Annotated in this window: 13 protein-coding genes; 9 read left to right on the top strand and 4 right to left on the bottom strand. The window is 48.0% G+C overall.

Going from position 1 to position 15,297, the window contains the following annotated elements; translation table 11 throughout:
• Positions 1–27: 27 nt before the first annotated feature.
• The 3 genes from desA to D5S11_RS10920 all read left to right on the top strand — a co-directional run bounded on the left by desA (position 28) and on the right by D5S11_RS10920 (position 2,928).
• Positions 28–1,077, top strand: a complete 1,050-nt coding sequence (gene desA, locus D5S11_RS10910) for a Delta(5) desaturase DesA (protein ID WP_012118854.1) — start codon at positions 28–30, stop codon at positions 1,075–1,077.
• A 118-nt stretch (positions 1,078–1,195) separates the two neighbouring features.
• Positions 1,196–2,332, top strand: coding sequence for a sensor histidine kinase (locus tag D5S11_RS10915; RefSeq protein WP_007407849.1), 1,137 nt, complete (start codon positions 1,196–1,198; stop codon positions 2,330–2,332).
• Positions 2,329–2,928: a response regulator transcription factor gene (locus tag D5S11_RS10920; RefSeq protein WP_007407848.1), complete on the top strand. Its 600-nt coding sequence runs from the start codon at positions 2,329–2,331 to the stop codon at positions 2,926–2,928. The genes D5S11_RS10915 and D5S11_RS10920 overlap by 4 nt, the downstream gene beginning before the upstream one ends.
• A 56-nt stretch (positions 2,929–2,984) precedes the next feature.
• On the opposite strand, the gene D5S11_RS10925 is transcribed toward D5S11_RS10920, so the two are convergent.
• A complete protein-coding gene (locus tag D5S11_RS10925) occupies positions 2,985–3,806 on the bottom strand; it encodes an SDR family oxidoreductase (RefSeq protein WP_007407847.1) in 822 nt (273 codons plus the stop codon).
• Between the two features lie 128 nt (positions 3,807–3,934).
• On the opposite strand from D5S11_RS10925, the gene D5S11_RS20200 reads away from it, so the two are divergent.
• Positions 3,935–4,231, top strand: coding sequence for a hypothetical protein (locus tag D5S11_RS20200; RefSeq protein ID WP_007407846.1), 297 nt, complete (start codon positions 3,935–3,937; stop codon positions 4,229–4,231).
• A 113-nt stretch (positions 4,232–4,344) separates the two neighbouring features.
• Entirely contained in the window at positions 4,345–6,225 is a 1,881-nt protein-coding gene (gene htpG / locus D5S11_RS10935) for a molecular chaperone HtpG (protein WP_007407845.1), read from the top strand.
• A gap of 42 nt (positions 6,226–6,267) precedes the next feature.
• Here htpG and D5S11_RS10940 read toward each other — a convergent pair whose 3' ends face one another.
• The 3 genes from D5S11_RS10940 to D5S11_RS10950 all read right to left on the bottom strand — a co-directional run bounded on the left by D5S11_RS10940 (position 6,268) and on the right by D5S11_RS10950 (position 9,544).
• Complete coding sequence (locus D5S11_RS10940; protein ID WP_032869301.1) at positions 6,268–7,656, bottom strand: sugar porter family MFS transporter; 1,389 nt, start codon at positions 7,654–7,656, stop codon at positions 6,268–6,270.
• A gap of 122 nt (positions 7,657–7,778) precedes the next feature.
• Positions 7,779–8,711: an aldo/keto reductase gene (locus D5S11_RS10945; RefSeq protein WP_015240911.1), complete on the bottom strand. Its 933-nt coding sequence runs from the start codon at positions 8,709–8,711 to the stop codon at positions 7,779–7,781.
• Between the two features lie 77 nt (positions 8,712–8,788).
• Positions 8,789–9,544 (bottom strand): DeoR/GlpR family DNA-binding transcription regulator, encoded by a 756-nt coding sequence (locus D5S11_RS10950; protein ID WP_004393223.1) that lies wholly within the window; start codon positions 9,542–9,544, stop codon positions 8,789–8,791.
• A 444-nt stretch (positions 9,545–9,988) separates the two neighbouring features.
• Here D5S11_RS10950 and iolA point away from each other — a divergent pair, with 444 nt between their 5' ends.
• The 4 genes from iolA to iolD all read left to right on the top strand — a co-directional run bounded on the left by iolA (position 9,989) and on the right by iolD (position 15,295).
• The gene (iolA, locus tag D5S11_RS10955) at positions 9,989–11,452 is read left to right on the top strand and encodes a methylmalonate-semialdehyde dehydrogenase (RefSeq protein ID WP_032869303.1); all 1,464 of its coding nucleotides are present in this window, start codon (positions 9,989–9,991) and stop codon (positions 11,450–11,452) included.
• Between the two features lie 73 nt (positions 11,453–11,525).
• Positions 11,526–12,341: a 5-deoxy-glucuronate isomerase gene (gene iolB / locus D5S11_RS10960; protein WP_015240909.1), complete on the top strand. Its 816-nt coding sequence runs from the start codon at positions 11,526–11,528 to the stop codon at positions 12,339–12,341.
• A gap of 23 nt (positions 12,342–12,364) precedes the next feature.
• On the top strand, positions 12,365–13,357 hold the full coding sequence (gene iolC / locus D5S11_RS10965; protein ID WP_042635638.1) for a 5-dehydro-2-deoxygluconokinase: 993 nt from the start codon (positions 12,365–12,367) through the stop codon (positions 13,355–13,357).
• A 24-nt stretch (positions 13,358–13,381) separates the two neighbouring features.
• On the top strand, positions 13,382–15,295 hold the full coding sequence (gene iolD / locus D5S11_RS10970; protein WP_042635637.1) for a 3D-(3,5/4)-trihydroxycyclohexane-1,2-dione acylhydrolase (decyclizing): 1,914 nt from the start codon (positions 13,382–13,384) through the stop codon (positions 15,293–15,295).
• Positions 15,296–15,297: the final 2 nt, after the last annotated feature.

Here is a 15,297-nt window from a genome sequence, read left to right on the forward strand (position 1 = left end):
TAATAAAAAAAAGGGGATATGACATTCATGACCAATCACGCCGCAACTCAAAAACAAGCATCTTTAAAAAAGCAGGTTGCTGCATTTTCCGGTGCCGATACAAAGCATAGTGTCAATCAGCTTTTCAACACGTTTGTGCCGTTTTTTGCCCTTTGGTTTCTTGCTTACTTCAGCCTCAATGTCTCCTATCTTCTGACCCTCGCCTTTACTGTTATAGCAGCGGGATTTTTGACAAGAATCTTTATTATTTTCCACGACTGCTGCCACCAATCCTTTTTCAAACAAAAGAAACTGAACCGGCTGTTCGGGTTTATTTCAGGTGTGCTGACACTGTTTCCGTTCCTTCAATGGCAGCGTAGCCACTCCATTCATCATGCGACAAGCAGCAACTTAGATAAACGGGGCACCGGCGATATTTGGATGATGACCGTCAAGGAATACAACGAAGCGTCAGCTTGGACAAAAGTACGCTACAGACTTTATCGCAATCCGTTTATTATGTTTATTCTCGGCCCGATTTACGTATTTCTGATTCAAAACCGTTTCAATGTAAAAGGCGCCCGCCGCAAGGAGCGCTGGAACACCTATTTCACGAACGCGGCGATTGTCTTATTGGCTGCTGCGACGTGCCTGCTTGTCGGCTGGGAAAACTTTTTGCTTGTTCAAGGTCCGATTTTCCTTATTTCGGGGTCAATCGGCGTCTGGCTCTTTTATGTTCAGCACACGTTTGAGGATTCTTATTTTGAAGCCGATGAGCATTGGGACTATGTGCAGGCCGCGGTAGAAGGAAGCTCCTTTTACAAGCTTCCGAAGCTTTTGCAATGGCTGACAGGCAATATCGGCTACCATCATGTCCACCACTTAAGCCCGAAAGTGCCGAACTACAAGCTGGAAGCCGCTCATGAGGGGCACGAGCCTTTAAAAAACGTGCCGACCATTACGCTTAAAACAAGTCTTGAATCCATGAAATTCCGTCTGTGGGATGAGGACGAAAAGCAATTTGTCACCTTTCGGGAGGCGCGGAAAAAACCGGCGCCCCATCCGGTGCCGAAAGAACCTTTGAAGAAAAATGCCTGATATGGCGCGCGGCTCTTTCTCTTATCAGAAAGGGCCTTCTCTTCATGCGTGAGGATGCAATGAAGGCGGTGTTTTGATAAAGTGATGGTAGACACAAGCAGCAGAAGGTGGAATAAGGATGAAGAAATATTTTAAATTTCAAAAACTGAACGGGATTTCTCCTTATATATGGATGATTTTTTTCATCTTGCCTTTTTATTTTATTTTTAAAAGCTCTTCTACCTTTGTCATCGTGGCCGGCATCATTTTCACACTTGTTTTCTTTGGCGCATACCGCTTCGCATTTGTTGCAAAAGGCTGGCCGCTTTACTTATGGGCGCTTCTTCTGATCGGCATTTCGACCGGCTCAGTTATGCTGTTCAGCTATATTTACTTCGCCTTCTTTATCGCCTACTTCATCGGCCATATCCGAGACAAAGTTCCTTTTTACATCTTATATTACATTCATATCATCAGTGCGGCGGTTGCCGTCAACTTCAGCCTTGTTCTGAAAAAAGGGTGGTTTTTGACACAAATTCCGTTTATCGTCATCACTCTGATCAGTGCCATCCTGCTCCCGCTCAGCATTCGAAGCAGAAAGGCACGGGAGCGCCTTGAGGAGAAATTAGAATATGCAAATGAGCGAATCGCCGATCTTGTGAAGCTGGAAGAAAGGCAGCGCATTGCCCGGGACCTTCACGATACACTTGGACAAAAGCTCTCCTTAATCGGATTGAAAAGCGACCTCGCCCGAAAGCTGATATACAAGGACCCTGAACAGGCCCGCACTGAGCTGAAAAGCGTGCAGCAGACGGCCCGCACCTCCTTAAATGAGGTCAGACAAATTGTCTCGTCGATGAAAGGCATCCGATTGAAGGATGAGCTCGGCAATGTTCGGCAAATTCTTGAAGCGGCAGGAATTGATTTTGTGTATGAAGAAAAAGAAGCGCCCAAACATATCTCTTTGCTGAACGAAAACATCGTCAGCATGTGCATTAAAGAAGCCGTCACCAATGTCGTGAAACACAGCGGCGCCAAAGTATGCCGCATCACCATTCAGCAGCTTTGGAAAGAGGTTGTCATTACGGTAGAAGATGACGGCAGCTTTCAATGCAAAGAAGACCGCTTTTTTTCAAAGGGGCACGGCCTGCTTGGAATGAGGGAACGTCTTGAATTCGCAAACGGCAGTTTAGCCATCGATACAGCCGCCGGAACAAAGCTGACCATGAGAATCCCGAATGATTCAAAATCAAAAGAAAAGGATGGTAGCAGATGATCAACATCTTCATTGCCGAGGATCAGCAAATGCTGCTCGGCGCACTCGGTTCGCTGTTGAATTTAGAAGAGGATATGACGGTTGTCGGTAAAGGCACAAGCGGCCAGGATGCCATCGATTTCGTGGAAAAACATGCGCCCGACATCTGTCTGATGGATATCGAAATGCCCGGGAAATCAGGTCTTGAAGCGGCAGAAGAACTCAAGGACAGCGGTGTGAAAATCATCATTTTGACGACCTTTGCCCGCTCCGGCTATTTTCAGCGGGCGCTAAAAGCAGGCGTCAGCGGGTACATGCTCAAGGACAGCCCGAGCGATGAGCTCGTCAGCGCCATCCGCAGCGTCATGAAAGGAAGACGCGTCTACGCACCTGAATTAATGGAGGACATCTATAGTGAAGAAAACCCGCTGACCGAACGGGAAAAAGAGGTGCTCGAGCTTGTCGCAGACGGGAAAAACACGAAAGAAATCGCAAACGCCCTCAGCATCAAAAGCGGCACAGTCCGCAATTACGTTTCGATGATCCTGGATAAATTAGAAGTGAAAAATCGAATTGAAGCCATTACCCGATCAAAGGAAAAGGGCTGGTTTAAGTAACCCGCCCTCAGCTTGTTCAGCCAGTGTTTTTGCACTGGCTTGTTTCTTTTTCGCCGTCACTCCGTCTCTTCCTTCCACTTCTTATCAATCAGCATTTTTCCCGGCCAAGTGTATGCCATGATGCCGCCGTCTGCGGTGATGTCTTCTCCCGTGACGTAAGAACTGTCGTCTGAAGCGAGGAAGAGCGCGACGGCTGCCATTTCTTCCGGTTTTCCGAGCCGGCCGAGCGGCGTGATCCATTTGTTGGCTTCACGGAACGCTTCGCCCATTTCGTCTTCTGTCGTGCCTGCCAATTTATCAATGAGCGGCGTTTCAATCGTCCCCGGCGATAAGGAATTGACGCGGATTCCGCTTCTGGCGTAATCAATGGCCATCGCTCTCGTCAGGTTCGTGATTCCGCCTTTTGCGGCGTTATAGCCTGAGCGGTCAAGGTCTGCGGCCCGGCCGGACATGGAGGAGGTGTTGATGATGGAGCCTCCTTTTTCGAGCATGAGCGGAATCAGGTATTTGCTGCAAAGAAATGTGCCGCGCAGATCGACGGCGATGATCCGGTCAAACAGGTCGACCGGGTATTCATGGACTTTTCCGCCCTCTTGGTCAACACCAGCATTGTTAAACAGAATATCAATTGTTCCGTACTTTTGCTGAATGCCATCCGCAAAAGACTTTACGTTTTCTTCGTCTGATACATCAAGGTGAAAGGCTTCTGCTTCTCCGCCGTTTTTTCTGATAGCGCTGACGGTTTCATTCAGTTCGCTTTCATTGATGTCACCGCAGATCACGCGGGCGCCTTCATCGGCGAAAACCCGTGCCGTCGCTTGTCCGATGCCTGTCGCGGCCCCTGTGATGATTGCGGTTTTGTCTGTTAATCTTCCCATATTGCGATTCCTCCTTTTTTTATATCTGTTCCCGCTGAATAGGGGGATAAACATACGGAGGTCTGTTTCTAAATACCTATTAAATATGTTAATATTATGTATATACATCATTGGGAGGTTTACATATTTTGGAGATACAGCATAAGAAGGAGATAGCGTTTTATTGTTATGCCATTGTTCCTATGGGATTTGTGATTTACACCGTTATCTCTATTCTATTTCAGGACATCACATTTCCTCTCACTGTAAGAAATGTTCTGCATGAGTCTTTGCGAAACTTGGGATCTCTTATCTTATTTAGTTTGTTTTTCTACCCGTCATACATATGGATGAAGAAGGAATTCGGCCGCCGGAAAGAAGCAGAGAGGAGACATTCTCTCTTTTTTATTGATAAAATGGGTGAAATGAATCCATTAACATGTTAAATTTACAATATATGCATCTGCTAATCCTAGTTGACAATTGTCACTGTATATGATAAATAGATGCTGAAAAGATTTTACATAACATCAAAGCATAATTAAAGGAGAGATCTGAAGTGCGGAAAAAAAAGTTTAAAGCAGAATCCAAGCGATTGCTGGACATGATGATTAACTCCATTTACACGCAGAAGGAAATTTTTCTCCGCGAGTTAATTTCCAACGCGAGCGATGCGATTGACAAAATCTATTACAAGGCGTTAACCGATGATTCATTAACGTTTGATCAAGACAATTACTACATAAAAGTGACGGCGGACAAAGAAGCGAGAACGCTCACCGTCACAGACACCGGTATCGGGATGACAAAAGACGAGCTTGAACAGCATCTCGGCACAATTGCGAAAAGCGGTTCACTCGCTTTCAAGCAAGAAAATGACTCGAAAGACGGCCATGACATTATCGGCCAGTTCGGCGTCGGATTTTATGCGGCGTTTATGGTGGCTGATAAAGTCACGGTGAAAAGTAAGGCGCTCGGCAGTGACGAGGCGTATGTATGGGAGTCGGAAGGGGCCGCCGGCTACACGATCGCGCCGTGTGACAAGGAAACCGTCGGTACGGAAATCACCCTACAAATAAAAGAAAACACGGAAGATGAAAGCTATGATGAGTTTTTAGAAAACTACCGCATCAAAGCGATCGTGAAAAAGTACTCTGATTTTATCCGCTACCCGATCAAAATGGAAGAGACGGTCAACAAGCCGAAAGAGGGCAGCGAGAACGAATTTGAAGAAGTTCAGGAAGAACAGACGGTCAACAGCATGGTGCCGATCTGGAGAAAAAACAAAAGCGAGCTGACAGATGAGGATTACGAGGCTTTTTACGCCGAGAAGCATTACGGCTTTGATAAACCGCTGACCCATGTGCATATCAGCGTCGATGGAGCGGTGCGCTACAATTCGATTTTGTTTATTCCGGAAAACATGCCGTTTGACTATTATACGAAGGAATTCGAAAAAGGATTGGAGCTGTATTCCAACGGCGTGCTGATCATGAACAAATGCGCCGACCTGCTTCCGGACCATTTCAGCTTTGTAAAAGGCATGGTGGATTCTGAGGATCTGTCGCTGAACATTTCCAGAGAGATGCTGCAGCACGACCGCCAGCTGAAGCTGATTGCGAAAAACATCAATAAAAAAATCAAAGCCGAGCTGAAGAGCCTGCTGAAGAACAAAAGAGAAAAATACGAATCTTTCTATGAATCTTTCGGCAGACAGCTGAAATTCGGCGTCTATAATGATTTCGGCGCGAATAAAGACGTATTAAAAGATCTGCTTCTCTTCTATTCATCTAAGGAGAAAAAGCTCGTCACTCTGGACGAATATGTGTCCAGAATGCCTGAGGATCAAAAATATATCTATTACGCGTCCGGCGATTCATATGAGCGGATTGAAAAGCTGCCGCAAACTGAAATGGTGGCGGACAAAGGCTACGAAATTTTATATTTCACGGAAGATATTGATGAATTCGCGATCAAAATGCTGACAAGCTATGAGGAAAAAGAGTTCAAATCCGTATCAAGCGCCGACTTAGGCATCGACAGTGATGAGGATGAAAAGCAGACTGAAGCCGAAGAGAACGAATATAAAGACCTGTTCGAAAGCATGAAAGAGATTCTTGCGGATAAAGTAAAGAACGTCAGAGCGTCGAAACGTTTAAAATCTCATCCGGTCTGTTTTGCGACAGACGGCGAAGTGACGATCGAAATGGAAAAAGTGTTGAATGCTATGCCTGACAGCCAGCAGGTCAAAGCGGAAAAAGTGCTGGAAATCAACCCGAATCACGAAGTGTTTGAGACGTTAAAGAACGCGCACGGACAAGATCGGGAAAAGCTTGCATTATACACAAATCTTCTCTACAATCAGGCGCTTCTGATTGAAGGGCTGCCGATCCATGATCCGGTCGAATTTACGAATGACATTTGCAAAGTTATGGTATGACGCCAAAAAGGAATCGCCCAGCGGGGGCGATTCCTTTTTTTATTACAGTGTGCGCTGTTTAAGAATTTGATTTTGTTTGCTGCGCTTCTTTAAGGAGAACCGTTTTTTCAAGTGCGTTTCGATTTCTTCTAAACTTCTGCCCTTCGTTTCAGGAACGATGTAAGCGGCGAAGAAGAAGGATGAGAGGCAAATGACTGAGAATATTCCGAATACCCAGCCGATGCCCATAGCGCTCAGCATAAGCGGGAATACCAGTGAAACGATCAGGTTGGTTGCCGACAGGATCAATGTCGTAAATCCGGTTGCGGCTCCGCGTGCGTTTGACGGGAACAGCTCCGGCATCAGAACCCATACGACGGGACCCCATGTCGCCTGGTAGAAGACGATATAGATGCCGAGAAACAGCACGGTCAGCCATGCTGTTGAAGCTGACAGGCCGGCCAGAAGGAGAATGGCTGATAGTGACGCCAGGCTCAAGGTAATGCCGACGCTTCCCCACATCAGCAGTTTTTTCCGGCCGATCCGGTCGATTAAGATCATGGCGGTGATACACATGATGACGTTTAAGACACCGATGCCCATCGTGCCGAGAACGGACGCCGAAGTGCCGAGTCCGGCCTTTGTAAAGATGGTCGGCGCATAGTAAATCACCGTGTTGATACCGACCGCCTGCTGGAAGATGGCGAGTCCGATCCCGATCAGCAGCATAGGGCGGATCCATTTGGCTTTCAGCAAGCCGAGTGTAGATTCTTTTTTCTCGGCTTCACCTTGTTTCATTTCCGCCAATTCAACGGCGATATCCTCTTTGTCGTGGGTCATTTCCATGACTTGTCTGGCTTCCTTCTCACGGCCGCGTTTGACGAGCCATCTCGGAGATTCCGGCATAAACGCGATTCCGATTAATAAAAGCGCCGCCGGTACTGCGGCGAGACCGACCATCCAGCGCCAAGCTTCAAATGGGGTGAATATGTAATTCACAATATATGCGAGTAAAATTCCGGTTACAATCATTAAGTTATTCAATGTGCCGAGCGTTCCGCGTATTTTCGTCGGCGCCATCTCAGATAGATAAACGGGAACCAGCGCCGTTGAGCCCCCGACGGCTAACCCGAGAATGACACGGGAGATAATCAGCATAGTGACGGTTTGCGAAGCCGCACAGGCAAGCGCGCCGATAATAAAAATGAGTGAAAGGACGAAAACCACTTTTCTCCGGCCCCATCGGTCAGAGCATGTCCCGCTTAATGCGGACCCGAAAATCGCACCGAGCAGCAGCATGCTGACGACCAATCCCTCGGTCAGCGTGTTTAAAGGAATATCATTGTTAATAAATAACAAAGCCCCTGAAATCACACCGGTGTCATAGCCGTAAAGCAGCCCGCCTAATGCTCCGAAAAAGTAAATCAGGTATTTTTTGGTGTTTTTCTTCACAGATGATCCTCCTCATCTTTTGGAACGCATAATAGTTTATTTAGATAACTATTTCATTCCCCGAAGAGAAAAATATAAACATAAAAAAAACACGCCCCTTTTAAAAGGCGTGTTTTTTTTTCTTAGGAAAACAGCTTGTCGATAAACGCGATTTCTTCAGCAGATAGCGTAATGGAGGCTGCTTTCATGTTGTCTTTTAATTGATCCGCGCGTTTGGCGCCCGGAATCAGGATATCGATTTCAGGTCTCGCCAAGTACCAGGCAAGCACGATATGCGCCGTATCGGCATTGTGCTTTTCGGCAATCGGTTTGAGCTGGTTGACTTTTTTGATGTTTTCTTTAAACTGCTCCCCTTGGAAATGCGCCTGGTCATTGCGCAGGTCGCCTTCAGGGAAGGTGGTGTTCTCGTCGTATTTGCCGGCCAGCAGTCCGGATACGAGCGGGAAGTACGGAATGAATGAGATGCCGTGTTCTGTCGTATAAGGGAAGAAAGTCTTTTCCGCCTCACGGTTCAGCAGATTGTATTCTCCTTGAATCACGTCGACTAAGCCGTCTTTATTGGCTTCTTTCAGCTGTTCCAAAGAGAAATTGGATACGCCGATGGAACGGATTTTTCCTTCTTTTTTCAGCTCATTCAACGCTTGAACGGCTTCGTCCTTCGGCGTGTGCTCATCCGGGAAATGGATGTAGAATAAATCGATGTAATCAGTCTGCAGGCGTTTCAGGCTGTCTTCGACCGATTGTTTCAAAAAGGCCGGTGAGTTGTCGAAAACAAAGTCATCGCCTTCTTTTCTGTGAGCGGCTTTTGTGGCGATGAAGACATCCTCGCGTTTGCATTCTTTCAGCACCTCGCCGATTAATTCTTCAGAACGGCCCACACCGTAAATATAGGCAGTATCTAACATGGTAACGCCGCTTTTAATCGCTTCCCGGACCAATTCTTTTCCCGTCTCTTCATTCAGATTCGGGTAGAGATTGTGTCCGCCGACCGCATTTGTTCCCAAACCGATCGGAAATACCTTTAGGTCAGTTTTGCCGATTGTTACTTTGCTCATGTTTTCGCCCCCTGAAAAAATTGGATATCATAGCGGCTGCCGGAAAAATACGGCAGCGTTCTCTATTAACTATAACGCTATGCCAAGTGAATGTCGATTTGATGCTCTTGGCAATACTTCGTATATTCCTCATCGAGCTGCTGAGAAGTGACAATGCTGTGAAGCCGGTCGAAAGGCGCGTATGTCAAAAGCGTGGATTTGCCGAATTTGGAATGATCCGCGAGCAGATACACTTCGTTCGCCTTTTCGGAAATTTTCTTTTTCACCTCGTATTCCAGTAAGTCGGAATTCGTCAGGCCGTGGGTGATCGTTGTCCCGGTAGCGGACATGAACGCCTTGTTAATGTTGTATTTATTGAGTGTGCTCGGATCATCAATGCCGACAAACGACCTTGTCTTCCGCTTGTAGTTATTGCCGATGATGATCAGGTCGATATTTTTCATGGATGAAGCGGCGTTAATAATATCAAGGCTGTTCGTCAAAACCGTTACATTCTTATCGGGATCAAGCGTCTCCAGCATCGATTTGGTCGTCGTGCCGGAATCAATAAATACAAGATCGTGATCCTCGATAAACCGTGACGCATAGCGGGCGATTTTGATTTTTTCGTCCTGATGTTGAATGGTGCGGTTCTCAAAAGGGACGAGCACAGATTTTTCGGCTGATGTCACGCCGCCGTACACCTTTTTGATAACCCCTTTTTCCGCAAGCTTATTAATATCGCGTCTGACCGTGTTTTTAGAGACATTGAATACCTCGCACAGCTCATCCAGCGAAGTGGCTCCGTGTTTGAGAATGTATTCTTCCATCTCCTGAATCCGCATCAGTTTCATAAAAAAACTCCTTCTAGAATTCTTAAAGTAATTAAAATATATAATAAACACCAAGAGTTAATCAATAGTTACTTAACAAATGATAAAAAAGAGGGTTCACGCCGTACGATTCGACACGGTTCTCCAAGTTCCTGTTTTCCCGCTCAAAAAAAGTATGGTAAAAATAATGAAAAAATTTTGATTTTTTAGATTGACTTGAAGGTGTGTTGGGATTACAATGTAACCAAGAAATGACCAAAATATAACCTGTAAAATCAAAATTGAAAGATGTAACCGTTTGCTTTTTCCGGCACATGACCAACTTTTACATGGAAAGATTGGGAGTCACCATCATTTTAGCATTTGTAAGCGTTTAATTCATGTCTTTTATATGTAAAAGATGAATATATTCATCCGTTATTATCCAGCTGAACAGGATGTTTACTATTTAAGGAGGCAATGAGAATGGCAGAGATCAGAAAACTGAAAAACTACATCAATGGTGAATGGGTTGAAAGTAAGACAGATCAATATGAAGACGTTGTCAATCCGGCTACAAAAGAAGTGATGTGCCAGGTTCCGATTTCTACGCGGGAGGATGTGGAATACGCCGTCCGCTCAGCGTCAGAGGCGTTTCAAACATGGTCAAAGACGGCAGTGCCGCGCCGTGCAAGAATTCTATTTAACTATCAGCAGCTTCTCCAGCAGAACAAAGAAGAGCTTGCCCGTCTGATCACTTTGGAAAACGGTAAAAACACGACGGAAGCACTCGGTGAAGTGGGACGCGGAATTGAAAACGTCGAATTCGCAGCGGGCGCGCCGTCACTCATGATGGGCGATTCACTCGCCTCCATCGCGACGGATGTAGAGGCGGCGAACTACCGCTATCCGATCGGGGTGGTCGGCGGTATCGCACCGTTCAACTTCCCGATGATGGTCCCGTGCTGGATGTTCCCGATGGCAATTTCGTTAGGAAATACGTTCATTCTGAAGCCATCTGAGCGCACGCCGCTGTTAACGGAAAAACTGGCAGAGCTGTTTGAACAGGCCGGTCTGCCGAAGGGCGTCTTCAATGTCGTGCACGGCGCGCATGACGTCGTAAACGGCGTTCTTGAACATCCGGATATTAAAGCCATCTCATTCGTCGGTTCAAAACCTGTCGGCGAGTATGTTTTCAAAAAAGGCAGCGAACATTTGAAACGCGTGCAGGCGTTAACGGGCGCGAAAAACCATACGATCGTGCTGAATGACGCCCACCTTGAAGATACGGTCGCAAACATTATCGGCGCGGCATTCGGTTCGGCAGGAGAGCGCTGCATGGCATGCGCGGTTGTGACGGTTGAAGAAGGAATCGCCGATGAGTTTATTTCGAAATTACAGGAAAAAGCAGCGGACATCAAGATCGGAAACGGACTGGATGACGGCGTGTTCTTAGGCCCGGTCATCCGCGAGGACAACAAAAAACGCACGCACAGCTATATTGAAAAAGGCATCGAAGAAGGAGCGAGACTTCTTTGTGACGGGCGTGAAAACGCAACGGAAGACGGCTATTTCGTCGGACCGACGATTTTTGACAACGTGACGACGGATATGACGATCTGGAAAGATGAAATCTTTGCGCCCGTTCTGTCGGTCATCCGCGTGAAAAACTTAAAAGAAGCGGTGGACATCGCCAACCAGTCTGAATTTGCGAACGGCGCGTGTCTGTTCACTTCAAATGCGAACGCGATCCGCTACTTCCGTGAGAATATTGACGCGGGAATGCTCGGCATCAACCTTGGCGTCCCGGCGCCGATGGCATTCTTCCCGTTCTCTGGCTGGAAGTCTTCTTTCTTCGGCACATTGCACGCAAACGGAAAAGACAGCGTCGACTTCTATACACGTAAAAAAGTCGTGACGGCACGATACCCGTCTCCTGACTTCAATTGATCTGACAGCCGGCCCGGACGGCTTTGTGATTCCGTCCGGGTTTTCTTTTACCATCCATTAAGGAGGAATAAACATGAGTCATTTGCTGCGCAAACCGCAGGCCGATGAGATTTCTCAAGGCGTGAACATCATACATGACGTCACTTCAGCCAATTCAGACCTCAAATACGTCGGATTTAAAGTCGTTGACCTCACTCCCGGTTCCACATATACAGAGGATTTGAAAAAGACGGAGTGCTGCATCGTTGCGGTAACGGGAAAAATCACCGTCACTGATTATGATCAGACATTTGAAAGCATCGGCACCCGTGAAAGCGTATTTGAAAGAAAACCGACGGACAGCGTTTATGTGTCCAATGACCGCTCTTTTGAAATCACAGCGGTCAGCGGGGCGAGGGTCGCGCTGTGCTATTCTCCGTCCGAACACCAGCTTCCGACAAAGCTGATTAAAGCGGAAGACAACGGTGTGGAACATCGCGGCAAGCTGGCAAACAAACGAACCGTTCATAATATTCTCCCCGATTCAGATCCATCGGCAAACAGCCTTCTCGTTGTTGAAGTTTACACGGACAGCGGCAACTGGTCGAGCTATCCGCCTCATAAACATGACCAAGACAATCTGCCGGCTGAATCCTTTTTAGAAGAAACCTATTACCATGAAACGGACCCGCCGCAGGGTTTTGTCTTCCAGCGTGTGTACACGGACGACCGCTCGATTGACGAGACGATGACCGCAGAAAATGAAAACGTTGTCATCGTGCCGGCGGGCTATCACCCGGTTGGTGTTCCGGACGGGTATACCTCTTACTACCTGAATGTAATGGCGGGACCGACACGAAAATGGAAGTTTCATAATGATCCGGCCCATGAATGGATCCTGGAACGCTAACAAGTGAGGAGTGGCAGATAACGATGAAATATACATTTAATGAAGAAAAAGAGTTTGATATTGTCGCGATCGGACGCGCGTGTATTGATTTGAACGCTGCGGAATACAACCGGCCGATGGAAGAAACGATGACGTTTTCTAAATATGTCGGCGGCTCCCCGGCAAATATTGCGATCGGCAGCGCCAAGCTCGGATTAAAAGCCGGTTTTATCGGCAAAATCCCGGATGACCAGCACGGCAGATTCATCGTTTCCTATATGCAGGAAAAGGGCGTTGATACGTCACAAATGACCGTTGACAGAGAAGGACGCAAAGCCGGGCTCGCTTTTACGGAAATTCTCAGTCCCGAAGAGTGCAGCATCCTGATGTACCGGGATGACGTGGCGGATTTGTATCTTGAGCCGTCCGAAGTCAATGAAGGCTACATCGCAAACGCGAAAATGCTGCTCGTATCAGGTACGGCGCTTGCGAAAAGCCCGTCGCGCGAAGCCGTCTTAAAAGCGGTGCATATCGCAAAAAAACATGACGTAAAAGTCGTGTTTGAGCTCGACTACCGTCCGTATACATGGCAATCGGCAGAAGAAACAGCCGTGTACTACACGCTGGTGGCGGAACAATCCGATATCGTCATCGGTACGCGTGACGAATTTGACGTAATGGAAAACCGCAGCGGCGGAGATAACGATGAAACCGTCCGCCATTTGTTTGCGCACTCCGCTGACCTTGTCGTCATTAAGCACGGCGTTGACGGATCATACGCATACAGCAGATCGGGAGAAGTTTTCCGGGCGCATGCCTATAAAACAAAGGTGCTGAAGACCTTCGGAGCGGGTGATTCCTATGCGTCAGCCTTCATCTACGGACTTGTCAGCGGCCGGGATATTGAAACGGCTTTAAAATACGGGAGCGCTTCCGCTTCCATCGTCGTCAGCAAACACAGCTCCTCAGAAGCAATGCCGGCTGCCGGTGAAATCATCGAACTGATTGAAGCGCAGCACAGTCTTAACGGTAAATAGAACGTATAAAAGGTGGGATCGTTTGTGGGTAAGACAATTCGCTTAACGACAGCACAAGCGCTGATTCAATTCTTGAACCGGCAGTACATTCATGTTGACGGAAAAGAAGAGCCGTTCGTTGAGGGCATCTTCACGATTTTCGGCCACGGAAATGTGTTGGGGATCGGGCAGGCGCTTGAGCAGGACGCCGGGCACCTGAAAGTCTATCAAGGCAAAAACGAACAAGGCATGGCGCATGCCGCGATGGCATACAGCAAGCAGATGCTGAGAAGAAAAATTTACGCGGTATCGACATCGGTCGGTCCGGGTGCCGCTAACTTGACGGCTGCCGCGGGTACGGCGCTGGCCAATCATATCCCGGTGCTGCTGCTTCCGGCCGATACCTTTGCGACGAGGCAGCCTGACCCGGTGCTTCAGCAGGTGGAGCAGGAATACAGTGCCGCCGTCACAACAAACGATGCGTTAAAGCCCGTGTCCCGCTATTGGGACCGCATCACCCGCCCCGAGCAGCTGATGAGCAGCTTAATCCGGGCGTTTGAAGTGATGACAGATCCGGCAAAAGCGGGTCCGGCGACCATCTGCATTTCTCAGGATGTAGAGGGAGAAGCATTTGATTTTGATGAAAGCTTCTTTGAAAAACGCGTTCATTACATTGACCGGATGCAGCCGAGCGAGCGTGAACTGAAAGGCGCCGCGGAGAGAATTAAGGAGAGCAGCCGTCCCGTCATTTTAGTGGGCGGAGGCGCGAAGTACTCCGGCGCGCGTGAGGAATTAATCGCGCTTTCTGAAACATACGGCATTCCGCTTGTCGAAACGCAGGCCGGCAAGTCAACGGTTGAAGCCGATTTCGCCAACAATCTGGGCGGCATGGGCATCACGGGCACCCTCGCTGCAAACAAAGCCGCCCGCCAGGCTGATCTGATCATCGGTGTCGGCACACGGTACACGGACTTTGCGACATCCTCGAAAACGGCGTTTGATTTTGACAAAGCAAAATTTTTGAATATCAACGTCAGCCGCATGCAGGCTTACAAGCTTGACGCGTTTCAGGTCGTAGCCGATGCGAAAGTGACGCTCGGCAGGCTGCACGGCTTATTAGACGGATATAAAAGTGCATTCGGCACGGCGATTAAAGATTGGAAAGATGAATGGCTGGCTGAACGGGACCGGCTCGGCAAGGTCACTTTTACACGTGACGCGTTCGAACCGGAAATTAAAAACCATTTCTCACAGGATGTGTTAAACGAGTATGCCGACGCGCTCGGGACTGAGCTGCCGCAGACAACGGCGCTGTTGACCATCAATGACACGATTCCTGAAGACAGCGTCGTCATCAGTTCGGCGGGATCTCTTCCGGGGGATCTGCAGCGGCTGTGGCATTCCAATGTCCCGAATACGTACCACCTCGAGTACGGCTATTCCTGCATGGGGTATGAAGTATCAGGCACGCTCGGCCTCAAGCTGGCTCATCCCGACAAAGAAGTCTATTCACTCGTCGGCGACGGAAGCTTTTTGATGCTGCACTCAGAGCTGATTACCGCGCTTCAATATAACAAAAAAATCAATGTCCTGCTTTTTGACAACTCCGGATTCGGCTGTATCAACAATCTGCAGATGGATCACGGGAGCGGCAGTTATTTCTGCGAGTTCCGCACAGAGGACAATCAGATTTTAAACGTTGATTACGCGAAGGTGGCAGAGGGCTACGGCGCTAAAACATACAGAGCCAATACGGTTGAAGAACTGAAAGCGGCGCTTGAAGATGCGAAAACGCAAGACGTATCCACTTTAATTGAAATGAAGGTTCTGCCGAAAACGATGACGGACGGCTATGACAGCTGGTGGCATGTCGGCGTGGCGGAAGTGTCGGAGCAGGAAAGCGTTCAGCGGGCATACGAAGCGAAAGAGACGAAGCTGAAGTCTGCAAAGCAGTACTAGAG

The organism is Bacillus sp. L75 (assembly GCF_003676355.1).
GTDB classification, from domain to species: Bacteria; Bacillota; Bacilli; order Bacillales; family Bacillaceae; genus Bacillus; species Bacillus velezensis.